Below are 22,503 nucleotides of genomic sequence, written 5' to 3'. Positions count from 1 at the left end.
CAAATTTTACATATTATAGAACTTCTGGAGCAAGAGAAACGATCTTCATGAAACTATTGTCACGTAATTCACGAGCAACAGGTCCAAAAATACGTGTTCCACGTGGGCTCTTATCGTCACGGATAATTACACATGCGTTTTCATCGAAACGAATGTAAGAACCGTCAGGACGACGCATACCACGTTTTGTACGGACAACAACAGCCTTAACGACTTCACCTTTTTTAACAACGCCTCCTGGTGTTGCCTGTTTAACTGTACAAACGATGATATCACCGATGTTTGCAGTCTTACGGCCTGAACCACCTAGGACTTTAATTGTTAGCACTTCACGAGCACCTGAATTGTCAGCGACTTTTAAACGAGATTCTTGTTGAATCATGTACGGTACCTCCCTTCGGAATTAGCTTAATCCGAACTAGATTAAATGATTACTGCTTTTTCTACTACTTCTACAAGACGGAAGCGTTTTGTAGCTGAAAGTGGACGAGTTTCCATGATACGTACTACGTCGCCTGCTTTAGCTTCGTTTAGCTCGTCATGAGCTTTAAACTTTTTAGAATATTTCACGCGTTTACCGTATAAAGAATGCTTTTTATAGGTCTCTACAACAACTGTAACTGTTTTATCCATTTTGTCGGATACTACGCGTCCAGTGTAGATTTTGCGTTGGTTGCGTTCGCTCATTCTGCAAACCTCCATTCATTATCGATTAGTGACACCGATTTCTCTTTGACGAACAACTGTTTTCATACGAGCAATCGATTTGCGAACTTCACGGATGCGAGCTGTATTTTCAAGTTGTCCAGTAGCTAACTGGAAACGAAGATTAAATAGTTCTTCTTTAAGAGATTTTAGTTTTTGTTCAATTTCAGCAGTGGTTAGATCTTTGATTTCATTAGCTTTCATTTGTTTCACCACCAATTTCCTCTCTTTTTACAAACTTGCATTTGATTGGAAGTTTGTGTGCTGCAAGGCGCAATGCTTCTCTTGCCACCTCTTCAGATACACCAGAGATTTCAAACATAACTTTGCCCGGTTTAACAACTGCTACCCATCCTTCAGGAGCACCTTTACCGGAACCCATCCGTACTTCAAGCGGCTTAGCTGTGTAAGGTTTGCTTGGGAAGATTTTGATCCAAACTTTCCCTCCACGTTTCATATAACGAGTCATCGCAATACGAGCTGCTTCGATTTGACGGTTCGTGATCCAGGAAGCTTCTTGAGCTTGAAGTCCAAATTCTCCGAAGTGAACTTCAGTGCCGCCCTTAGCCATCCCTCTCATCTTACCGCGGTGTTCACGACGGTATTTTACGCGTTTTGGCAATAACATATTATTTTCCTCCTTCCTCAGATTTCTTCTTAGTAGGAAGAACTTCTCCACGGTAGATCCAAACTTTCACGCCTAGCTTACCGTAAGTAGTATCTGCTTCAGCATGAGCATAGTCTATGTCTGCACGAAGTGTGTGAAGTGGAACTGTTCCTTCGCTGTAATGTTCAGCACGAGCAATATCAGCACCGCCAAGACGACCAGAAACTTGAGTTTTGATTCCTTTTGCTCCAGAACGCATAGTACGTTGGATAGCTTGCTTTTGAGCACGACGGAATGAAACACGGTTTTCTAATTGACGAGCGATGTTTTCTGCAACCAATTTTGCGTCAAGATCTGCTCTTTTAATTTCGATGATATTGATATGAACTCTTTTGCCAGTCAACTGGTTCAAAGCTTTACGAAGTGCTTCGACCTCAGTACCGCCTTTACCGATAACCATTCCTGGTTTAGCAGTGTGGACAGATACATTGATACGGTTAGCTGCACGCTCGATTTCAACTTTTGAAACAGAAGCATCATTTAGACGTTTCGCGATATATTCACGAACTTTGATGTCTTCATGCAAAAGAACTGCGTAGTCTTTATCAGCGTACCATTTGGATTCCCAGTCACGGATTATCCCGATACGCATACCGATTGGATTTACCTTTTGACCCACAGATTACCCCTCCTTCTTTTCTGATACAACGATTGTAATATGACTAGTACGTTTGTTAATTGCACTCGCACGACCTTGAGCGCGAGGACGGAAACGTTTTAATGTTGGTCCTTCATTAACGTATGCTTCTGAAACGACTAGGTTATTAATATCCATTTCGTAGTTATGTTCTGCATTTGCGATAGCAGATTTCAGAATTTTTTCTACGACTGGAGAAGCAGATTTTGGTGTTAAGCGAAGAATCGCTACTGCTTCACCTACTTGTTTTCCTCGAATTAAATCTGCGACTAAACGCACTTTACGAGGAGCAATACGAACTGTTTTAGCGACAGCTTTAGCTTGCATGAGATGCCCTCCTCTCATTAACGTCTTGTTTTCTTGTCATCACTTGCGTGACCTTTATAAGTGCGTGTAGGCGCGAATTCGCCTAGTTTGTGACCTACCATATCTTCTGTTACATAAACCGGCACGTGCTTACGACCGTCATAAACGGCGATTGTGTGTCCGATGAATTGCGGGAAGATTGTTGAGCGACGAGACCAAGTTTTTACTACCTGTTTCTTGTCAGCTTCATTTAATTTTTCAACTTTTACCAATAAATGATCATCAACAAAAGGCCCTTTTTTTAAGCTACGACCCATGCGAGTACCTCCCTTCGTGACTGTTCTACGGTTCTATTTATGAACCGTAGCTCAATCCCGTTATTTTTTACGACGACGTACGATAAATTTATCGGATTTATTTTTCTTCTTACGAGTTTTGAATCCAAGAGTAGGTTTACCCCATGGAGACATTGGTGATTTACGTCCGATTGGCGCTTTACCTTCACCACCACCGTGTGGGTGATCATTCGGGTTCATTACAGATCCACGAACTGTTGGGCGTTTACCTAACCAACGGTTACGGCCAGCTTTACCAATGTTGATAAGTTCATGTTGTTCATTACCGACTTGACCGATTGAAGCACGGCAAGTAGCAAGAATCATACGAACCTCACCTGAGTTTAAACGTACAAGTACATAACGGCCTTCTTTACCAAGTACTTGAGCAGATGTACCTGCTGAACGGACTAATTGTCCACCTTTTCCTGGTTTAAGCTCGATGTTATGAATTACTGTACCAACTGGGATGTTAATTAGAGGTAGTGCGTTACCCACTTTGATGTCAGCTTCTGGACCTGACATAACTTCCAAACCTACTTCTAGGTTTTTCGGAGCTAGGATATAACGTTTTTCTCCATCAACGTAATTAATTAATGCAATGTTTGCAGAACGATTTGGATCGTACTCAATAGTAGCAACGCGTCCTGGTATACCATCTTTATTCCGTTTGAAATCGATGATACGGTATTGACGCTTGTGGCCGCCACCTTGATGACGAACTGTTAACTTACCTTGGTTATTACGGCCGCCTTTGCTGTGTAAAGGAGCAAGTAATGATTTTTCCGGTTTGTCTGTAGTGATCTCAGCAAAATCGGAAGTTGTCATATTACGTCGACCGTTAGAGGTAGGTTTATACTTCTTAATCGCCATTTGTATTTCCCTCCTTCTCTAATGAATTAAGCCTCGAATAGCTCGATTTCTTTGCTGTCAGCAGTTAATTTAACAATAGCTTTACGGCGCTTGTTAGTATAGCCTGCATGTTTGCCCATGCGTTTGAATTTACCTTTGTAGTTCATGATGTTTACTTTCTCAACTTTAACGCCGAAAATTTCTTGAACAGCATCTTTAACTTGAGTTTTATTAGCTCTAACATCAACTTCAAAAGTATATTTCTTTTCAGCCATTATGTCTGAAGAGCGTTCAGTGATTACGGGGCGCTTAATGATATCGCGTGCATCCATTATGCAAGCACCTCCTCTACTTTTTCGACAGCTGATTTAGTCAAGATCAATTTGTTGTGTGAAACAACATCAAGAACATTAAGACCATCAGCTTCAACTACAGTAACACCAGGGATGTTACGTGCAGAAAGAGCAACTTTCTCATCTAAACCGTCAGTAACCACTAACGTTTTAGTATCTACAGAAAGGTTTTTAAGTACCGCTACAAACTCTTTTGTTTTTGGAGCTTCGAAAGACAAGCTTTCAAGTACCAAAATGTTCTCTTCCAATGCCTTTGCAGACAATGCAGATTTAATAGCTAAACGACGTACCTTTTTAGGTAGCTTGTAAGCGTAAGATCTTGGAGTTGGTCCAAAAACAACGCCACCGCCACGCCATTGTGGAGAACGGATAGAACCTTGACGCGCACGTCCAGTTCCTTTTTGTTTCCAAGGTTTACGTCCACCGCCTGCAACTTCAGAACGGTTTTTAACTTTATGAGTTCCTTGACGTAAGGAAGCTCGTTGCATGATGATTGCTTCAAATAATACGTGATTATTAGGTTCGATACCAAAGATGGATTCATTTAGTTCGATGTCGCCAACTTGTGAACCTGTTTGGTTGAACAATGTAACTTTTGGCATTCTATTGCTCCTCCTTTCTCAGAAATTACTTTGCTTTAACAGCAGATTTAACTTTGATCAATGCTTTTCTAGCACCAGGTACATTACCTTTGATCAATAGTAGGTTACGTTCAACATCAACTTTAACGATAGCTAAGTTTTGAACAGTGATTTGATCTCCACCCATACGTCCTGGTAAAAGTTTACCTTTGAATACGCGGTTAGGAGCTACAGGACCCATTGAACCTGGGCGACGGTGGTAACGAGAACCATGAGACATAGGTCCGCGAGATTGTCCATGACGCTTGATAGAGCCTTGGAAACCTTTACCTTTTGAAATTCCTGATACATCTACTAAATCGCCTTCAGCGAAAATACTAACATTGACTTCTTGACCGATCTCATATTCAGTAAGATCCGTTCCGCGGAATTCGCGAATGAAGCGCTTAGGAGTAGTATTTGCTTTTTCAACATGGCCCTTTTCAGGTTTGTTAGAAAGCTTTTCACGTTTGTTTTCAAAACCAACTTGAACTGCTTCATAGCCATCAGTTTCAACAGTTTTCTTTTGAAGAACCACGTTATTAGCAGCTTCGATAACTGTTACCGGAATAAGTTCACCGTTTTCAGCAAAAACTTGAGTCATACCGATTTTTCTTCCTAAGATTCCTTTGGTCATAAGTCACACCTCCTAGAGTAATTGTTCATATTTATATGAATTATAATTTGATTTCAATGTCAACGCCTGATGGTAAATCTAAACGCATCAATGAGTCAACTGTTTGTGGAGTTGGGTTAACGATGTCGATTAGACGTTTATGCGTACGCATTTCGAATTGTTCACGAGAATCTTTGTATTTATGAACCGCACGTAGGATCGTGTATACCGATCTTTCAGTAGGTAATGGAATCGGACCAGATACAGCCGCACCAGAACGTTTTGCAGTTTCAACAATTTTCTCAGCAGATTGATCAAGGATTCTGTGATCATATGCTTTTAAACGGATACGAATTTTTTGTTTTGCCATAATTTTCCCTCCTTTTCGCCTATTTTAAAATAGACCTTCTCAATGGAAATTTCCCACACACTCGCCATGGCAAAGCGGCCGGGTGTGTCAGCAACCTTCCATATCATCGCAGTCAAAGACCAACATTGTCTATTATACATATAACACAAGTGAAATGCAAGTCAAACTTATATTTTTCTTGTGCAACACACTTTTATTATTATACATACTATCACAAGTATTTACAAGTACATTCTACGAGGTCTTTCGTATCCATTTTCTTCATTTGTAATTATCAAGAAACCCATTAAGTAAACTCCAGTTATTATAGAAGAAAGTATGAATATTCTTTACAAATAAAAAAGAAGCAGATGGCGTCCCATCTGCTTCTTCCGGAAGGCGTCCCTTCCAATATTGTTTTATCAATCAATTATTCTTGGATTGTAGCAACTACGCCAGCGCCTACAGTACGTCCACCCTCACGGATAGAGAATTTAGTACCTTCTTCGATAGCGATTGGAGCGATAAGTTCTACAGTCATTTCGATGTTATCTCCAGGCATAACCATTTCTACGCCTTCAGGAAGGTTACAAATACCAGTTACGTCAGTTGTACGGAAGTAGAACTGAGGACGGTAGTTTGTAAAGAATGGAGTGTGACGTCCACCTTCTTCTTTAGAAAGAACATAAACTTCAGCTTTGAACTTAGTGTGTGGAGTGATAGTGCTTGGTTTAGCAAGAACTTGTCCACGTTGGATATCTTCACGGGATACACCACGAAGAAGTGCACCGATGTTGTCACCAGCTTCAGCATAGTCAAGAAGTTTACGGAACATTTCAACACCAGTTACAGTTGTTGGTTTAGACTCTTCGTTGAAACCGATGATGTCAACAACGTCACCGACTTTAACTTGTCCACGCTCAACACGACCAGTTGCAACTGTTCCACGACCAGTGATTGAGAATACATCCTCAACTGGCATCATGAATGGCTTGTCAGTGTCACGAGTTGGTTCTGGGATGTACTCGTCAACAGCTGTCATTAATTCATGAATTTTTTCTTCCCAAGCAGCGTCTCCTTGAAGAGCTTTTAGGGCAGATCCTTTGATAACTGGAATGTCATCGCCAGGGAATTCATATTCAGATAGTAGATCACGGATTTCCATTTCTACTAATTCAAGAAGTTCTTCGTCATCTACCATGTCGCATTTGTTCATGAATACTACTAGGTATGGTACACCTACTTGACGAGAAAGAAGGATGTGCTCACGAGTTTGTGGCATTGGGCCATCAGCAGCAGATACTACTAGGATTCCGCCGTCCATTTGTGCAGCACCTGTGATCATGTTTTTAACATAGTCAGCATGTCCTGGGCAGTCAACGTGTGCATAGTGACGAGTAGCTGTTTCGTACTCAACGTGTGCAGTAGAGATTGTGATACCACGTTCTCTTTCTTCTGGAGCACCATCGATTTGGTCATAAGCGCGAGCTTCAGCTCCACCAGATTTAGCAAGTACAGTTGTGATTGCAGCAGTTAGAGTTGTTTTACCATGGTCAACGTGACCAATTGTTCCAACGTTAACGTGCGGTTTTGAACGATCAAATTTAGCTTTTCCCATTAGGAATTCCTCCTTAAAATTATAAATAAAAAATTAAGTATATAGGGGCTGTGAAAGAAGACTAATTCTTCCATCACAGCTTACATAAGATAGTTATACTTTAATAAGAGATGAAAATCAATTATTCACCTTTATTTTTTTTGATGATTTCTTCAGAAATGCTCTTAGGTACTTCTTCATAATGATCGAAGTGCATAGAGAATGTTCCGCGTCCTTGAGTGTTAGAACGTAAAGATGTAGCATATCCGAACATTTCAGATAGTGGAACCATCGCTTTAACCATTTGCGTGTTACCGCGAGCTTCCATACCTTCTACACGACCACGACGAGATGTGATATCTCCCATGATGTCGCCTAGGTAATCTTCTGGAATAACTACTTCCACTTTCATGATCGGTTCAAGGATGACAGGACTACATTTAGATGCTGCATTTTTAAGTGCCATAGATGCAGCGATTTTAAATGCCATTTCGTTGGAGTCAACGTCATGGTAAGATCCGTCGAATAATTTAGCTTTGATGTCGACTAGTGGGTAACCAGCAAGTACACCACGGTCAAGTGAATCAACTAATCCAGCTTGTACAGCAGGGATATATTCACGTGGTACTACACCACCGACGATAGCATTTTCAAATTCGAATCCTTTACCTTCTTCGTTAGGACCAAATTCGATCCATACGTGTCCGAATTGTCCACGACCACCAGATTGGCGAACGAATTTACCTTCAACTTTAGCTGAACCACGGAAAGTTTCACGGTATGCTACTTGAGGAGCACCAACGTTTGCTTCCACTTTGAATTCGCGACGCATACGGTCAACAAGGATGTCCAAGTGAAGCTCACCCATACCAGCGATGATCGTTTGACCAGTTTCTTGGTCAGTATGCGCACGGAATGTTGGATCTTCGTCTTGAAGCTTTTGTAAAGCTTGAGACATTTTGTCTTGGTCTGCTTTTGATTTCGGCTCAACTGATAGAGAGATAACTGGCTCTGGGAATACCATGGACTCAAGAATTACTTGGTTCTTGTCATCACATAGAGTATCTCCAGTTGTAGTATCTTTCAAGCCAACGGCTGCTGCGATATCTCCTGCATATACAGTAGAAATTTCTTCACGGCTGTTTGCGTGCATTTGAAGGATACGTCCAATACGCTCACGTTTTCCTTTAGTTGAGTTGATTACATATGATCCTGATTCTAGTGTACCAGAGTACACACGGAAGAATGTAAGTTTACCAACGTAAGGGTCAGTCATAACTTTAAACGCTAAAGCAGAGAACGGTTCAGAATCATCTGAATGACGTTCAACTTCATCTTCTGAATCCGGTAATGTACCTTTGATAGCTGGTACATCCAATGGAGAAGGAAGGAAGTCGATAACGTTATCAAGCATTAATTGAACACCTTTGTTTTTGAAAGCCGATCCGCAGATAACTGGGAAGAATTCAACATTAACGGTTGCTGTACGGATGGCTGCTTTTAATTCAGCAATGCTGATTTCTTCGCCGCCAAGGTATTTTTCCATTAAGTCTTCATTAACTTCTGCTACTGCTTCAATTAACTTTTCACGGTATTCTTCAGCTAATTCCCGGTGTTCTTCAGGAATTTCACCGATAGTGATATCAGTTCCTAGGTCATTACCGTAGAAATGAGTTTTCATTTCAATTAGGTCAATGATTGCAGAGAATTGATCCTCTGCTCCGATTGGTAACTGAACTGGGTGAGCATTAGCTTGTAAACGATCGTGGATAGTTCCAACTGAATACAAGAAGTCTGCACCGATTTTGTCCATTTTATTTACGAATACGACACGTGGTACACCGTAAGTTGTAGCTTGGCGCCAAACCGTTTCAGTTTGAGGCTCAACTCCTGATTGGGCATCAAGTACAGCTACAGCTCCATCAAGTACGCGCAAAGAACGTTCAACTTCAACTGTGAAGTCTACGTGTCCCGGTGTATCGATGATGTTTACACGGTGACCTTTCCACTGCGCAGTTGTTGCAGCGGAAGTGATCGTGATTCCGCGTTCTTGTTCCTGTTCCATCCAGTCCATTTGTGAAGCACCTTCGTGCGTTTCACCAATTTTGTGAATTTTACCAGTGTAATATAGAACACGTTCTGTTGTTGTCGTTTTACCAGCATCGATGTGAGCCATGATACCGATATTACGAGTGTTTGCTAAGGAGAACTCTCTTGCCATTTGTCTTTCTCCTTCCTTCTATAAGGATTTTATAGTGTTTAATCTTACCAGCGATAATGTGCGAAAGCTTTGTTGGCTTCAGCCATTTTGTGTGTATCTTCACGTTTCTTAACTGCTGCTCCAGTATTGTTGGCAGCATCCATGATTTCATAAGCTAAACGCTCTTCCATCGTTTTTTCTCCACGAAGGCGAGAGTAGTTTACTAACCAACGAAGTCCTAGAGTCGATTTACGGTCTGGACGCACCTCAACTGGTACTTGGTAGTTAGCTCCACCCACACGGCGTGCTTTTACTTCTAGTACAGGCATGATGTTTTTAAGTGCTTGATCGAAAACTTCGATCGGCTCATTGCCAGTACGTTCTTTGATTAAATCAAATGCAGAGTAAAGAATTTTTTGTGATTTACCTCTTTGTCCATCAACCATTAATTTGTTGATTAAGCGAGTCACAAGTTTTGAATTATATATTGGATCTGGTAATACGTCTCTTTTCGTTACAGGTCCTTTACGAGGCATTATATTTCCTCCTTTCAAGAAAGTTCAATTTTGGATTTAGTTTATTTTTTTGCTGCTTTCGGACGCTTAGTACCGTATTTAGAACGGCCTTGCATACGATTGTTAACTCCAGCTGTATCAAGAGCACCACGTACGATATGGTAACGTACCCCTGGTAAATCTTTTACACGTCCGCCACGGATAAGAACCACGCTGTGTTCTTGTAGGTTGTGACCGATACCTGGGATATAAGCTGTTACCTCGATACCGTTTGTTAGACGTACACGCGCATATTTACGTAACGCGGAGTTTGGTTTTTTCGGTGTCATAGTACCCACACGAGTGCAAACACCACGTTTTTGCGGAGATGATACGTTAGTTTGTGCTTTTTTAAAGCTGTTGTAGCCTTTGTTAAGTGCTGGAGATTTTGAATTAACCTCTTTAGACTCGCGTCCTTTACGCACTAATTGATTAATAGTAGGCATTACATTTTTCCTCCCTTCACGTTTTCATTTCTAGTACCACACATCCAGGTGGTTCATAAATGGGTAAAAACAAAGTCTTTGCAAATATTATTGCAAAAACATTTTTACTTTTTAATGGCAACAGTTGCTGCTCCGACATCAATACCACATGCTTTGCCAAGCATTCTCATCGAATCAACATATGTGATAGGAACATCCAATTCTTTGGCGGTCTCAACGACACGCCCAGTCAAGTATATATCTGCATCATCAGCGATGATAACTTCTTGAATTAAATTGTTTTTAAGAGCTCTAACTGCTTGCTTCGTCCCTATAATCACTGACTTTGCCTGTATTACTTTTTCATAAGACATGGTCCATATCCTCCAAAGTTACAGGGTAACATAGGAGCACCTTTGCTATAGTATCATTATAAGTCGGATACTGTCAACTTCTTTCAAAGAAATAATTCAAGCAAAAGGTTTTCCTTACATAATTCTATTAAGATTTTCAATTTGCCCAAACGGAAATTATCAGATTCTCATAGGCTTTTCAGCCGGCCATGAGCAATAAGAGAGACCAGCTCAATAAATTCTGATCCTTCATCTCCTCCAATAGGAAACGGGAGTGTGGTTTTCAGGTTTAAATTATTGAGCTGGTCCTTTTTCCATTAATCCACTGTTACTGTATCGGCACTTTCGTCAACAACGACAGGGTTTGCTTTTCTGTATCTAAGCATTCCCGTTCCTGCAGGGACAAGTTTACCGATGATGACATTTTCTTTAAGCCCAAGCAATTCATCACGTTTTCCTTTTATTGCTGCATCAGTCAAGACCCTAGTTGTTTCTTGGAATGACGCGGCGGACAAGAAGGAATCCGTTTCAAGAGATGCTTTTGTGATACCTAGCAATACAGGACGTCCTGTAGCAGGTAATTTGTTGGTCAGCAATGCATCAGTGTTTGCAGTAGTGAACTGGTTGACATCCAATAATGTTCCTGGAAGCACTTCAGTTTCACCTGCATCAAGCACGCGGACTTTACGCATCATTTGTCTAACCATTACCTCGATGTGCTTATCACCGATTTCAACACCTTGCATCCGGTATACTTTTTGAACTTCATGAAGCAGGTATTCCTGAACAGTAAGCACGTCTGTAACCTTCAGCAATTCTTTCGGATCGATGGAACCCTCTGTCAACTCTTCACCGCGACGGACAGGTGTATCAACAGTTACTCTTAAACGTGCTGTGTACGGCGCAGTATATGTGCGTGATTCAACAGCACCTTGAACAACGATTTCCTGTTGTTTATCCCGAATTTCATTGATGGAAACAATCGTTCCTTCAATTTCGGAAATGACAGCTTGACCTTTAGGATTTCTCGCTTCAAATATTTCTTGGATACGAGGAAGACCTTGAGTGATATCGTCCCCAGCAACCCCACCTGTATGGAATGTACGCATCGTCAACTGTGTACCAGGTTCTCCGATTGATTGAGCGGCAATGATACCGACTGCTTCGCCCACTTCAACTTCTTGACCGGTAGCCAAGTTGCGTCCATAACATTTTTTACATACACCATGGCTGGTGTTACATGTAAAGGCAGAACGGATCCATGCCGTTTCGATTCCAAGTGATTCAATATAGTTAGCAAGATCTTCAGTAATAAGATCGTTTTCAGCCACGATTACTTCATTTGTTTCTGGATGTCTGATCGCTTTTCTTGCATAACGGCCAACTAGACGCTCTTCAAGATGCTCAATTATTTCAGTACCCTCTCTCAAGGCTGAAATTTTCAAGCCGCGGTCCGTTCCACAATCGTCATCACGGATGATGACATCTTGGGCAACGTCAACAAGTCGACGGGTAAGGTAACCGGAATCGGCCGTTTTAAGCGCTGTATCGGCAAGACCTTTACGCGCACCATGTGTAGAGATGAAGTACTCCAACACGGTTAAACCTTCACGGAAACTTGATTTGATCGGTAATTCAATGATACGTCCAGCCGGGTTGGCCATCAAACCACGCATACCAGCAAGCTGCGTAAAGTTGGAAGCATTACCACGGGCACCGGAATCACTCATCATGAAGATTGGGTTGCGTCGGTCCAGGGAGTCCATAAGTTTGGACTGAATGGTATCCTTGGCAGCACTCCAAATCGAAATGACGCGATCATAACGCTCATCCTCAGTAATAAGACCGCGTCTGAATTGTTTCAAGACGTTATCCACTTTGGTTTGAGCCTCAGTAATGATTTCTTGTTTTTCTTTTAAAACGACAATATCAGCCACACCAACGGTAATACCAGCTTTTGTCGAATATTTGAATCCAAGATCTTTCATCCGGTCAAGCATTTTGGATGTTTCGGTAATTTTAAAGCGTTTAAAGACTTCCGCGATGATATTTCCAAGAATTTTCTTCTTGAAAGGATCGATAGCAGGTTGGGACTTAATCAATTCAGGGATATTAGCGCCCTTTTCCACAAAATATTTCTCTGGAGTTTTGGTTTCCAGATTATAACGTGTCGGTTCGTTAATATACGGGAATGATTTAGGTAAAATTTCATTGAAGATCAATTTTCCAACAGTCGTAATTAGAAGTTGGCCGTTTTGTTCTTCAGTGAATGTTTCATTATTTAGTGACGATGCATGTACGGCACAACGGGAATGTAAGTGTACATATCCGTTTTGGTATGCAAGTAATGCTTCACTTGTATCTTTAAAGATCATACCCTCACCGATAGCGCCTTCTCTTTCCAGCGTTAAGTAATAGTTACCTAATACCATATCTTGAGAAGGTGTAACGACAGGTTTACCATCTTTAGGGTTCAAAATGTTCTGTGCTGCAAGCATAAGCATGCGTGCTTCGGCTTGTGCTTCAGAAGATAGAGGAACGTGGACCGCCATTTGGTCACCGTCAAAGTCAGCGTTGTAAGCTGTACATACGAGCGGATGCAAACGAATTGCGCGACCTTCAACCAACGTTGGTTCAAATGCTTGGATCCCAAGTCTATGAAGAGTCGGTGCACGGTTCAATAGTACTGGGTGTTCTCTAATAACTTCTTCTAGGACATCCCATATTTCAGGAGATAAACGTTCAATTTTGCGCTTAGCGGATTTGATGTTATGCGCCAGACCTCTTTGAACAAGCTCCTTCATTACGAATGGTTTGAATAATTCAATCGCCATTTCTTTCGGAAGACCACATTGGTACATCTTTAAGTTTGGTCCGACTACGATAACGGAACGGCCAGAGTAATCAACACGTTTACCAAGAAGGTTTTGACGGAAACGACCTTGTTTACCTTTTAACATGTGAGATAAAGATTTTAACGGACGGTTACCTGGTCCAGTTACCGGACGGCCACGACGGCCATTATCGATAAGAGCATCAACGGCTTCTTGCAGCATACGCTTCTCATTTTGAACAATAATGCTTGGTGCTCCAAGGTCCAGTAATCTTTTCAACCGATTATTACGGTTGATAACACGGCGATATAAATCATTTAAATCAGATGTGGCAAAACGTCCTCCATCAAGTTGAACCATAGGACGAAGCTCCGGTGGAATGACCGGAAGCACGTCAAGGATCATCCATGAAGGCTCATTTCCGGAGTTACGGAATGCTTCAAGCACTTCCAAGCGTTTGATTGCACGGGTTCTGCGTTGTCCTTGGGCTGTTTTAAGCTCCTCTTTCAACGACTCTACTTCCTTTTCCGTATCAATATCTTGTAAAAGTTTTTTAATAGCTTCCGCACCCATGGCAGCTTGGAATTTCTTACCGTATTTTTCACGGTATGTACGATATTCCTTTTCAGAAAGAAGCTGTTTCTTTTCTAAAGTCGTATCGCCCGTTTCAGTTACTACGTAAGATGCAAAGTAAATAACTTCTTCCAAAGCCCGTGGAGACATATCAAGAACAAGTCCCATACGGCTAGGAATTCCTTTAAAATACCATATGTGTGAAACTGGTGCTGCCAGCTCAATATGACCCATACGCTCACGACGCACCTTAGCACGGGTGACTTCAACGCCACAACGGTCACAGACTACGCCTTTATAACGAACACGTTTATATTTTCCGCAATGACATTCCCAGTCCTTTTGAGGTCCAAAAATTCTCTCACAGAATAAACCGTCTTTTTCTGGCTTTAACGTACGATAGTTGATTGTTTCTGGTTTTTTAACTTCTCCATGGGACCAAGAACGAATCTTGTCTGGTGAAGCAAGACCAATTTTCATATACTCAAAATTATTAACGTCTAACAAGGGGCCTACCTCCCTTTTAATCTCCAGGTTTAACCCTTGATTGCCGTCACGTTATGAGGCAATCTTACACCGGATGATGGTTGATTGAATCAATAAGGCTCTAACAAGGCAGCATGATTTTCTAATGAACATCTCGCTGCCAGTCAGAGCAGGTAATATATAACTGGATATGTTTATATTTAATTTTATTCTTTGACAGGTGCCCCTACTTCGGAAGCAACCATATCTTTAGTTTCTGAATCAAGGCTTAATTTGTCTGCTTGGTTGGCTTCATCTTCATCTTCCAAATCACGCATTTCGATTTCACGATCTTCGGCATTGAGGATTTTAACATCCAATCCTAAACTTTGAAGCTCCTTAATCAATACTTTGAATGACTCAGGAACGCCTGGTTCAGGGACATTTTCACCTTTGACAATCGCTTCGTACGTTTTAACACGACCCACGACATCATCTGATTTAACGGTTAGGATTTCTTGTAATGTATAAGCGGCACCATAAGCTTCAAGTGCCCATACTTCCATCTCACCGAAACGCTGTCCACCAAATTGCGCTTTACCACCAAGTGGCTGCTGCGTAACAAGGGAGTAAGGTCCAGTTGAACGTGCATGAAGTTTATCATCGACCATATGCGCCAGTTTGATCATGTACATGACACCAACTGATACACGGTTATCGAATGCTTCACCTGAACGGCCATCATAAAGGACAGTTTTTGCATCACGGGACATCCCGGCTTCTTCAATCGTACCCCAAACGTCTTCCTCAGTGGCACCATCGAATACAGGAGATGCTACATGAATGCCAAGTGCGCGTGCAGCCATACCCAAGTGTAGCTCCAAAACCTGACCGATGTTCATACGTGAAGGTACACCCAATGGGTTTAACATGATGTCGACTGGAGTGCCGTCCGGTAGATAAGGCATATCTTCTTCAGGAAGGATCCTGGAGATTACCCCTTTGTTACCATGTCGTCCGGCCATTTTATCGCCTTCATGGATTTTACGTTTTTGAACGATATATACACGTGCGAGTTGGTTTACACCAGGAGGCAGTTCATCGCCGTCTTCTCTGTTAAATACTTTAACATCAAGAACGATTCCTCCGCCGCCGTGAGGTACACGAAGTGATGTATCCCTTACTTCACGTGCTTTTTCACCGAAGATTGCATGTAATAGACGTTCCTCAGCAGTCAGTTCCGTTACACCTTTAGGCGTGACTTTACCAACGAGAAGGTCTCCGTCTTTCACTTCAGCACCCACACGGATAATTCCGCGCTCATCAAGATTACGAAGCGCATCTTCCCCTACGTTAGGGATATCACGGGTGATTTCTTCAGGCCCTAATTTTGTATCGCGTGATTCAGATTCATATTCTTCAATATGAATGGAAGTGTACACATCATCTTTAACCAATCGTTCACTCATGATGATTGCATCTTCATAGTTATATCCATCCCATGTCATGAAGGCTACCAATACGTTACGTCCAAGTGCCAACTCACCTTTTTCCATTGAAGGACCATCAGCAAGAATCTCACCTTTTACGACATTGTCGCCAACACTTACGATAGGGCGTTGATTATAGCACGTTCCTTGGTTGGAACGAATGAATTTTAATAGACGATATTTATCAAGATTTCCTTTTACTTGCTGCCCGTCTACTTCACTTACCCTACGTACCCATACTTCACGTGATTCAACGTGCTCTACGATACCAGGGTGTTTACAGATTACGGCAGCACCGGAGTCTTTCGCTGAAACATACTCCATTCCCGTTCCTACCCGAGGGGCTTCCGGTTGAAGCAAAGGAACTGCTTGACGTTGCATGTTCGCTCCCATAAGGGCACGGTTGGAGTCATCGTTTTCCAAGAAAGGAATACATGCAGTCGCGGCAGATACAACCTGTTTAGGAGATACATCCATGTAATCTACGCGGTCACGCGGAACAACGGTATTTTCACCGCGGAAACGTGCAACAACATCGTTATCAAGGAATGAGCCGTCATCCGACAGTCGTACATTCGCTTGGGCAACTACATAGTTATCTTCCTCATCAGCTGTTAAGTAATCGATTTGGCTTGTAATTTTACCTGTTTCAGGGTCCACACGGCGGTATGGTGTTTCAATGAAGCCATATGGGTTAACCTTTGCAAAACTGGATAACGAGTTAATCAAACCAATATTCGGTCCCTCAGGCGTTTCAATCGGACACATGCGGCCATAGTGGGAATAATGAACGTCACGTACTTCAAAGCCAGCACGCTCACGTGTCAGACCACCAGGTCCCAATGCAGATAGACGACGTTTATGCGTCAACTCAGCCAACGGGTTCGTTTGATCCATGAACTGGGAAAGCTGTGAACTTCCAAAGAACTCTTTAATGGATGCAATGACCGGGCGAATGTTGATTAGTTGTTGTGGAGTGATTGTGTTCGTATCCTGAATGGACATTCTTTCACGGACAACACGCTCCATACGGGATAAACCAATTCTGAATTGGTTTTGCAGCAATTCACCAACGGAACGCAGACGACGGTTACCTAAATGGTCAATGTCATCCGTGATTCCCACACCATGCAATAAATTAAAGAAATAACTGATGGAAGAAATGATATCAGCCGGTGTAATGTTTTTGACCTGGTCGGTCACATAAGCATTACCGATGATATTGATCACTTTTTCGCCTTCAGCATCGTTTGGTGCAAACACTTTAATAGGCTGAAGAAGAGTTTCTTCCTCTACTACACCACCTGATGGATGGAATGTTTTGAATCCTATTCCACCTTCGATATGAGGCAGAATCCTATCAAGAGTCCGGCGATCAAGCATTGTACCTTTTTCAACAATGATTTCTCCCGTTTCAGGATCAATCAAAGTCTCTGCAATACGTTGTCCGAATAAACGGTTCTTAATATGCAGTTTTTTGTTTATTTTATAACGGCCTACATTAGCTAAATCATAACGTTTCGGATCAAAAAAGCGTGATACTAAAAGACTTTTCGCGTTTTCGACAGTAGGCGGTTCACCTGGGCGTAGACGCTCATAGATTTCTAGTAATGCTTTTTCCACACTCTCGGTGTTATCCTTTTCAAGAGTGTTGCGAAGGTATTCGTTGTCACCGATCAAATCGATGATTTCTTGATCTGTTCCGAATCCAAGGGCACGCATCAATACCGTGATCGGTAATTTCCTGGTGCGGTCGATTCGAACATACACAACATCCTTGGCGTCTGTTTCGTATTCGAGCCATGCACCACGGTTAGGAATAACGGTCGCAGAGAACCCAAGCTTACCGTTTTTATCCATTTTCCCATTGTAGTAAACACTCGGTGAGCGCACTAATTGGGATACAATTACCCGTTCAGCACCATTGATGACAAATGTACCTGTTTCAGTCATCAGCGGGAAGTCGCCCATAAATACATCTTGGTCTTTTACTTCCCCTGTTTCTTTGTTAACAAGGCGCACTTTCACACGAAGTGGTGCAGAATACGTAACATCGCGTTCTTTTGTTTCTTCCACAGAATACTTCGGCTCAGCTAAGCTGTAATCGATGAATTCTAACGATAAATTACCTGTAAAATCCTCAATAGGAGAAATATCCTGGAACATTTCCTTTAAACCTACATCTAGAAACCATTGATAAGAAGCTGTTTGAATTTCAATCAGATTCGGAAGGTCCAAAACCTCACTGATTCTTGCATAACTTCTACGTTGGCGGTGTCGTCCATACTGAACAAGTTGACCTGTCAACTGATTCACCCCTTAAATCAAGCGTTATAAGGATCCATTTGCCTCGGAAAAGGAATCATTTCCATAGACAAAAAGAAAATGGTTTTTATTTTAAAAACCACTATTTCTCATAAAACGAACTATTATTTATATATTTTTCCCATATTATCCATTGATTATACACCAATGGTATAAAAATTGCATAGTTACGGAATTATATATATGCATTTTATAATACTAACATAGCGAAAATTTAGAGTCAAACCTTTTTGGATAATAGTATATAGTAACCTTTTTTCTTAACAGGCACTTCAACATTTCCAAATAATTGCTCCATTTTATCCATTGCGGATGGAGCCCCTTGTTTTTTTTGAATGACAACCCATAATTCTCCACCAGCTACCAAACTGCGATAGCTTTCTTCTAAAATTTCGTGGACTACACTTTTACCCGCGCGAATGGGAGGGTTCGTAAGAATCGCAGCGAATTGATTGGAGGCAACTTTGTCAAAACGATCGCTTTCGTAAATCTTCACATTTGCGATCCCATTAGAAGCAGCATTCTCTTTTGACAATTCAACTGCCCGGCTATTTATATCAATCATTTCTATCGTTCTATCGGGATAAGCTGCCGCAATCGATATTCCGATCGGTCCATACCCGCAACCAACATCGAGAATATTTCCTTCCACAGCTTCACTAAGGTTGAAACTTTCAACCAAAAGACGCGATCCGAAATCAACTTCCTTTTTCGAAAAAACACCATTATCACTTTTGAAGCGAAATGTACGTCCCTTTAATGTGAAATCCCAAAATTTCGGATTGCTTACGACATCCGGTTTATGTGAGTAGTAATGCTCTGTCAGAGTCATCTCCCCCTATCAGAAAGGAATATTGAAGATTTAATGAGAGAAGAGAATTGAAGAATGGATGCTTGCACGCCGGAATGTCCCAGTAACGATATCCCCGTTACCAAACCATTAACGGCCAGTTCCCGTCATTTCTTTAAAAATGAAGAAAAAAAGCCCGCCAATGATAGCGAGCTTTTTGTTTATGCAAGATTACTTAACTTCAACGCCAGCTCCAACTTCTTCAAGTTTAGCTTTGATTTCTTCAGCTTCTTCTTTAGAAGCGCCTTCTTTGATTGCTTTTGGAGTGTTGTCAACAAGTTCTTTTGCTTCTTTAAGTCCAAGACCTGTAACTTCACGTACAGCTTTGATAACTTTGATTTTTTGATCTCCAGCAGATGTAAGAACTACATCAAACTCAGTTTTTTCTTCAGCAGCAGCGCCACCAGCAGCAGCTACAGCTACAGGTGCAGCAGCAGTTACGCCAAATTCTTCTTCGATTGCTTTTACAAGGTCGTTTAATTCTAAAACAGTCATGTTTTTAACTGCTTCAATGATTTGATCTTTAGTCATTTTTATTTCCTCCTCGAAATGGTTGGTTTTTTTTGAATCAGCAGGCTAAATAAGCGGTTAGCTTACGCGCCTTGTTCTTCTTTTTGCTCTGCAACAGCTTTTGTAGCAAGAGCAAGTCCGCGCATAGGTGCTTGTAGCACGCTGAGTAGCATTGAAAGTAGGCCTTCGCGTGAAGGTAGTTCTGCAAGAGCTTTAATTTCTTCAGCAGTTGCAACATTTCCTTCGATAACTCCAGCTTTGATTTCTAACGCTTCATGTTTTTTCGCAAAATCGTTAAGGATTTTTGCTGGCGCAATAACATCTTCAGTTGAGAATGCAATTGCGTTTGGACCTGTTAATGATTCGTTCAAAGCGCTAAGCTCAGCACTTTCAGCAGCACGGCGAGTCATAGAGTTTTTGTAAACTTTAAACTCAACGCCAGCTTCACGAAGTTGCTTACGAAGTTCTGTTACTTCAGCAACAGTCAATCCACGGTAGTCAACAACTACTGTTGATTGGCTTGAAGTTAACTTTTCAGAAATCTCAGCAACGATTTTTTGCTTTTGTTCAATAATTGCGTTCATCCTTACACCTCCTGTAGATTTGCTTGAAAACATTTATACCGTTTCAAAGAAAAAGCCTTCATCTCTATTGCAGACATGAAGGCAGTAATTTCAAAAGTCATAGTCAAGGACTATTATTATCGAATTACCTCGGCAGGGAATTAAGCTCGTAATGAGCACCTACTGTCTACGGTACAAATAGTATTCATTTATTCACAACAAAACTTATTATAACAATAATAGTTTTGGTATGTCAATTATTTATTTGAAAGAAGAAGGATCAACTTTCACGCCAGGGCCCATTGTAGTTGTTACAGAAACGTTTTTCATGTAAGTTCCTTTAGCAGCCGCAGGTTTAACTTTCAATAATGTATCATAGATAGTAGTGAAGTTTTCCACTAGTTTAGCATCTTCGAAAGATACTTTACCGATTGGAGCATGGATGTTACCAGCTTTATCTACGCGGTATTCAACTTTACCAGCTTTGATTTCATTAACAGCTTTCGTTACATCGAAAGTTACTGTGCCAGTTTTAGGGTTAGGCATTAAACCTTTAGGTCCTAATACACGGCCAAGTTTACCAACTTCACCCATCATGTCTGGAGTCGCAACGATTACATCGAATTCGAACCATCCTTGTTGGATTTTGTTGATGTAGTCAGATTCGCCAACGTAGTCAGCACCAGCAGCTTCCGCTTCTTTTGCTTTTTCGCCTTTTGCGAATACTAATACGCGTTGAGTTTTACCAGTACCATTCGGAAGAACAACAGCTCCACGAATTTGTTGGTCAGCTTTCTTAGGGTCTACGCCTAAACGGAAAGCAACTTCAACAGTCGCATCGAATTTTGCGAAGTTTGCTTTTTTAGCAACTTCGATTGCTTCAGTTACAGCATAAGCCTTAGAAACTTCTACAAGCTTAGCTGCTTCAAGATACTTTTTACCTTTTTTCGCCATGATATAAATCCTCCTAAATTGTGGTTTTAACGGAATGACCTCCCACGAATAAAGGTTGCGAGTATCAATCGCAACCCCGTAGAAACAAATAGCAATTACATGGATTAGTCTTCGATGACAATACCCATGCTGCGAGCAGTACCTTCAACCATACGCATTGCAGCTTCAACGCTTGCAGCGTTTAGGTCAGGCATTTTAGTTTCAGCAATCTCGCGCACTTGATCACGCTTGACTGTAGCAACTTTATTACGGTTAGGTTCACCAGAACCAGACTCGATGCCAGCTACTTTCTTAAGCAATACTGCAGCCGGTGGAGTTTTTGTAATGAATGTAAATGAACGGTCTTCAAATACCGTGATTTCAACAGGAATAATTAGACCAGCTTGATCTGCTGTACGAGCGTTGAACTCCTTACAGAATCCCATGATGTTTACACCAGCTTGACCTAATGCAGGACCGACTGGCGGTGCCGGATTCGCTTTACCAGCAGGAATTTGCAATTTAACCATTTTAATTACTTTTTTAGCCACGAGACACACCTCCTTATAAGTCCGTGATGTGGTAATAGGGTAATACCCTCCCACTCATCTTGAATTCTTTATATATTAATAAAGAATGCTTGTATCGTTGAGGCCTAAAAATTGAAACATACTGACCTTTGAAATTTTACCACTTTCAAAAGGTAATTTCAAGTTTTTTTCCGTTTATAATTTTTCCACTTGATTAAAATCAAGTTCTACCGGTGTATCACGGCCGAACATATTGACTAGGACCCTTACTTTCCCTTTGTCTTTATCAAGTTCTTCAATCGGTCCTGCAAAAGTTGCAAATGGTCCTTCTTTAACTTGAACCGTATCACCGATTTCAAAATCAACTTCGATTTTGCTTTCATCTACGCCCATACGTTTAAGAACGACTTCAATTTCCTCCGGAAGCAATGCAGTCGGTTTTGACCCAGCTCCAGATGAACCCACGAAACCTGTTACCCCAGGCGTATTACGGACAACATACCATGAATCATCCGTCATGATGATCTCAACCAACACATAACCTGGAAACACTTTCTTTTTGGTCACTTTCTTTTTGCCATCTTTCACTTCTGTTTCTTCTTCTTCTGGAACTACAACGCGAAAGATCTTGTCTTCCATCCCCATAGTTTCAACACGTTTTTCCAAGTTAGCTTTAACCTTGTTCTCATAACCTGAATAGGTGTGAACTACATACCAATTCTTTTCCATGTGTTAGGACTTTAACGTCCTTCCCTCCCTGCAATCGATCATTTTCTTTATTAATCTTTATCTTTGAACGTTTTAGCCAAAAAATCATACAGGCGTCATCCCGAACTTAACTAGAATATATTGTGATGAATC

General features: G+C 41.4%; 25 protein-coding genes and 1 other annotated feature. All 25 genes read right to left on the bottom strand.

Annotated elements, in window-relative coordinates:
- Window positions 1-13: 13 nt before the first annotated feature.
- The 25 genes from rplN to nusG all read right to left on the bottom strand — a co-directional run bounded on the left by rplN (window position 14) and on the right by nusG (window position 22,371).
- Window positions 14-382: a 50S ribosomal protein L14 gene (gene rplN / locus NYE65_RS13325; protein WP_034305005.1), complete on the bottom strand. Its 369-nt coding sequence runs from the start codon at window positions 380-382 to the stop codon at window positions 14-16.
- A 41-nt stretch (window positions 383-423) separates the two neighbouring features.
- Entirely contained in the window at window positions 424-687 is a 264-nt protein-coding gene (gene rpsQ / locus NYE65_RS13320; protein WP_048677887.1) for a 30S ribosomal protein S17, read from the bottom strand.
- Window positions 688-705: 18 nt separating this feature from the next.
- Window positions 706-909: a 50S ribosomal protein L29 gene (gene rpmC, locus NYE65_RS13315; RefSeq protein ID WP_034305010.1), complete on the bottom strand. Its 204-nt coding sequence runs from the start codon at window positions 907-909 to the stop codon at window positions 706-708.
- A complete protein-coding gene (rplP, locus tag NYE65_RS13310) occupies window positions 899-1,333 on the bottom strand; it encodes a 50S ribosomal protein L16 (RefSeq protein WP_034305012.1) in 435 nt (144 codons plus the stop codon). Before rplP ends, rpmC begins: the two co-directional genes overlap by 11 nt.
- A 1-nt stretch (window position 1,334) precedes the next feature.
- A complete protein-coding gene (gene rpsC / locus NYE65_RS13305; RefSeq protein WP_034305014.1) occupies window positions 1,335-1,991 on the bottom strand; it encodes a 30S ribosomal protein S3 in 657 nt (218 codons plus the stop codon).
- A gap of 3 nt (window positions 1,992-1,994) precedes the next feature.
- Window positions 1,995-2,336 (bottom strand): 50S ribosomal protein L22, encoded by a 342-nt coding sequence (rplV, locus tag NYE65_RS13300; RefSeq protein ID WP_034305017.1) that lies wholly within the window; start codon window positions 2,334-2,336, stop codon window positions 1,995-1,997.
- A 17-nt stretch (window positions 2,337-2,353) separates the two neighbouring features.
- Window positions 2,354-2,632, bottom strand: a complete 279-nt coding sequence (gene rpsS, locus NYE65_RS13295; RefSeq protein WP_034305018.1) for a 30S ribosomal protein S19 — start codon at window positions 2,630-2,632, stop codon at window positions 2,354-2,356.
- A gap of 60 nt (window positions 2,633-2,692) precedes the next feature.
- The gene (gene rplB, locus NYE65_RS13290; protein WP_034305021.1) at window positions 2,693-3,523 is read right to left on the bottom strand and encodes a 50S ribosomal protein L2; all 831 of its coding nucleotides are present in this window, start codon (window positions 3,521-3,523) and stop codon (window positions 2,693-2,695) included.
- Window positions 3,524-3,549: 26 nt separating this feature from the next.
- Window positions 3,550-3,834: a 50S ribosomal protein L23 gene (gene rplW / locus NYE65_RS13285; RefSeq protein WP_034305023.1), complete on the bottom strand. Its 285-nt coding sequence runs from the start codon at window positions 3,832-3,834 to the stop codon at window positions 3,550-3,552.
- Window positions 3,834-4,457 carry a 50S ribosomal protein L4 gene (gene rplD / locus NYE65_RS13280; protein WP_034305025.1) on the bottom strand — a complete coding sequence of 208 codons (624 nt, stop codon included), beginning with the start codon at window positions 4,455-4,457 and terminating at the stop codon, window positions 3,834-3,836. The genes rplW and rplD overlap by 1 nt, the downstream gene beginning before the upstream one ends.
- A gap of 25 nt (window positions 4,458-4,482) precedes the next feature.
- A complete protein-coding gene (gene rplC, locus NYE65_RS13275) occupies window positions 4,483-5,112 on the bottom strand; it encodes a 50S ribosomal protein L3 (RefSeq protein ID WP_048677885.1) in 630 nt (209 codons plus the stop codon).
- 40 nt (window positions 5,113-5,152) lie between these two features.
- Window positions 5,153-5,461, bottom strand: a complete 309-nt coding sequence (gene rpsJ / locus NYE65_RS13270) for a 30S ribosomal protein S10 (protein WP_019244375.1) — start codon at window positions 5,459-5,461, stop codon at window positions 5,153-5,155.
- 409 nt (window positions 5,462-5,870) lie between these two features.
- Window positions 5,871-7,058, bottom strand: a complete 1,188-nt coding sequence (gene tuf, locus NYE65_RS13265; protein WP_048677883.1) for an elongation factor Tu — start codon at window positions 7,056-7,058, stop codon at window positions 5,871-5,873.
- 121 nt (window positions 7,059-7,179) lie between these two features.
- Window positions 7,180-9,258, bottom strand: coding sequence for an elongation factor G (gene fusA, locus NYE65_RS13260; protein WP_048677880.1), 2,079 nt, complete (start codon window positions 9,256-9,258; stop codon window positions 7,180-7,182).
- 44 nt (window positions 9,259-9,302) lie between these two features.
- Entirely contained in the window at window positions 9,303-9,773 is a 471-nt protein-coding gene (gene rpsG / locus NYE65_RS13255) for a 30S ribosomal protein S7 (protein WP_048677878.1), read from the bottom strand.
- Between the two features lie 41 nt (window positions 9,774-9,814).
- Entirely contained in the window at window positions 9,815-10,237 is a 423-nt protein-coding gene (gene rpsL, locus NYE65_RS13250) for a 30S ribosomal protein S12 (protein WP_034305038.1), read from the bottom strand.
- 104 nt (window positions 10,238-10,341) lie between these two features.
- Window positions 10,342-10,590, bottom strand: a complete 249-nt coding sequence (locus NYE65_RS13245; RefSeq protein ID WP_034305040.1) for a 50S ribosomal protein L7ae-like protein — start codon at window positions 10,588-10,590, stop codon at window positions 10,342-10,344.
- A gap of 296 nt (window positions 10,591-10,886) precedes the next feature.
- On the bottom strand, window positions 10,887-14,483 hold the full coding sequence (rpoC, locus tag NYE65_RS13240) for a DNA-directed RNA polymerase subunit beta' (RefSeq protein ID WP_053537043.1): 3,597 nt from the start codon (window positions 14,481-14,483) through the stop codon (window positions 10,887-10,889).
- A 185-nt stretch (window positions 14,484-14,668) separates the two neighbouring features.
- Entirely contained in the window at window positions 14,669-18,238 is a 3,570-nt protein-coding gene (gene rpoB, locus NYE65_RS13235; protein WP_048677874.1) for a DNA-directed RNA polymerase subunit beta, read from the bottom strand.
- A 238-nt stretch (window positions 18,239-18,476) separates the two neighbouring features.
- Window positions 18,477-19,082, bottom strand: coding sequence for a class I SAM-dependent methyltransferase (locus tag NYE65_RS13230; protein ID WP_063577540.1), 606 nt, complete (start codon window positions 19,080-19,082; stop codon window positions 18,477-18,479).
- Window positions 19,083-19,277: 195 nt separating this feature from the next.
- The gene (gene rplL / locus NYE65_RS13225; RefSeq protein WP_048677872.1) at window positions 19,278-19,637 is read right to left on the bottom strand and encodes a 50S ribosomal protein L7/L12; all 360 of its coding nucleotides are present in this window, start codon (window positions 19,635-19,637) and stop codon (window positions 19,278-19,280) included.
- A gap of 62 nt (window positions 19,638-19,699) precedes the next feature.
- Window positions 19,700-20,200, bottom strand: a complete 501-nt coding sequence (gene rplJ, locus NYE65_RS13220) for a 50S ribosomal protein L10 (RefSeq protein WP_048677870.1) — start codon at window positions 20,198-20,200, stop codon at window positions 19,700-19,702.
- Window positions 20,201-20,239: 39 nt separating this feature from the next.
- Window positions 20,240-20,390: a sequence feature (ribosomal protein L10 leader region), on the bottom strand.
- Between the two features lie 50 nt (window positions 20,391-20,440).
- Window positions 20,441-21,133, bottom strand: a complete 693-nt coding sequence (gene rplA, locus NYE65_RS13215) for a 50S ribosomal protein L1 (RefSeq protein ID WP_048677868.1) — start codon at window positions 21,131-21,133, stop codon at window positions 20,441-20,443.
- Window positions 21,134-21,237: 104 nt separating this feature from the next.
- The gene (rplK, locus tag NYE65_RS13210; RefSeq protein ID WP_034305057.1) at window positions 21,238-21,663 is read right to left on the bottom strand and encodes a 50S ribosomal protein L11; all 426 of its coding nucleotides are present in this window, start codon (window positions 21,661-21,663) and stop codon (window positions 21,238-21,240) included.
- A 174-nt stretch (window positions 21,664-21,837) separates the two neighbouring features.
- Complete coding sequence (nusG, locus tag NYE65_RS13205; protein ID WP_048677866.1) at window positions 21,838-22,371, bottom strand: transcription termination/antitermination protein NusG; 534 nt, start codon at window positions 22,369-22,371, stop codon at window positions 21,838-21,840.
- Window positions 22,372-22,503 lie beyond the last annotated feature (132 nt).

The sequence above is a fragment of the Peribacillus sp. FSL R5-0717 genome (assembly GCF_038002945.1).
Classification (GTDB): domain Bacteria; phylum Bacillota; class Bacilli; order Bacillales; family DSM-1321; genus Peribacillus; species Peribacillus frigoritolerans.
This window is presented reverse-complemented; position numbering and strand designations above follow the sequence as displayed.

Coding starts and splice junctions, on each gene's coding strand:
- rplP (WP_034305012.1), bottom strand. CDS start 1,333: ATGTTATTGCCAAAACGCGTAAAATACCGTCGTGAACACCGCGGTAAG.
- rplV (WP_034305017.1), bottom strand. CDS start 2,336: ATGCAAGCTAAAGCTGTCGCTAAAACAGTTCGTATTGCTCCTCGTAAA.
- rpsL (WP_034305038.1), bottom strand. CDS start 10,237: ATGCCTACTATTAATCAATTAGTGCGTAAAGGACGCGAGTCTAAAGAG.
- rpsS (WP_034305018.1), bottom strand. CDS start 2,632: ATGGGTCGTAGCTTAAAAAAAGGGCCTTTTGTTGATGATCATTTATTG.
- tuf (WP_048677883.1), bottom strand. CDS start 7,058: ATGGGAAAAGCTAAATTTGATCGTTCAAAACCGCACGTTAACGTTGGA.
- rpmC (WP_034305010.1), bottom strand. CDS start 909: ATGAAAGCTAATGAAATCAAAGATCTAACCACTGCTGAAATTGAACAA.
- nusG (WP_048677866.1), bottom strand. CDS start 22,371: ATGGAAAAGAATTGGTATGTAGTTCACACCTATTCAGGTTATGAGAAC.
- rplA (WP_048677868.1), bottom strand. CDS start 21,133: ATGGCGAAAAAAGGTAAAAAGTATCTTGAAGCAGCTAAGCTTGTAGAA.
- rplC (WP_048677885.1), bottom strand. CDS start 5,112: ATGACCAAAGGAATCTTAGGAAGAAAAATCGGTATGACTCAAGTTTTT.
- rplL (WP_048677872.1), bottom strand. CDS start 19,637: ATGACTAAAGATCAAATCATTGAAGCAGTTAAAAACATGACTGTTTTA.
- rpsG (WP_048677878.1), bottom strand. CDS start 9,773: ATGCCTCGTAAAGGACCTGTAACGAAAAGAGACGTATTACCAGATCCA.
- NYE65_RS13245 (WP_034305040.1), bottom strand. CDS start 10,590: ATGTCTTATGAAAAAGTAATACAGGCAAAGTCAGTGATTATAGGGACG.
- rplD (WP_034305025.1), bottom strand. CDS start 4,457: ATGCCAAAAGTTACATTGTTCAACCAAACAGGTTCACAAGTTGGCGAC.
- rplJ (WP_048677870.1), bottom strand. CDS start 20,200: ATGAACGCAATTATTGAACAAAAGCAAAAAATCGTTGCTGAGATTTCT.
- rplN (WP_034305005.1), bottom strand. CDS start 382: ATGATTCAACAAGAATCTCGTTTAAAAGTCGCTGACAATTCAGGTGCT.
- rpsQ (WP_048677887.1), bottom strand. CDS start 687: ATGAGCGAACGCAACCAACGCAAAATCTACACTGGACGCGTAGTATCC.
- rplB (WP_034305021.1), bottom strand. CDS start 3,523: ATGGCGATTAAGAAGTATAAACCTACCTCTAACGGTCGACGTAATATG.
- rpsJ (WP_019244375.1), bottom strand. CDS start 5,461: ATGGCAAAACAAAAAATTCGTATCCGTTTAAAAGCATATGATCACAGA.
- rplW (WP_034305023.1), bottom strand. CDS start 3,834: ATGGATGCACGCGATATCATTAAGCGCCCCGTAATCACTGAACGCTCT.
- fusA (WP_048677880.1), bottom strand. CDS start 9,258: ATGGCAAGAGAGTTCTCCTTAGCAAACACTCGTAATATCGGTATCATG.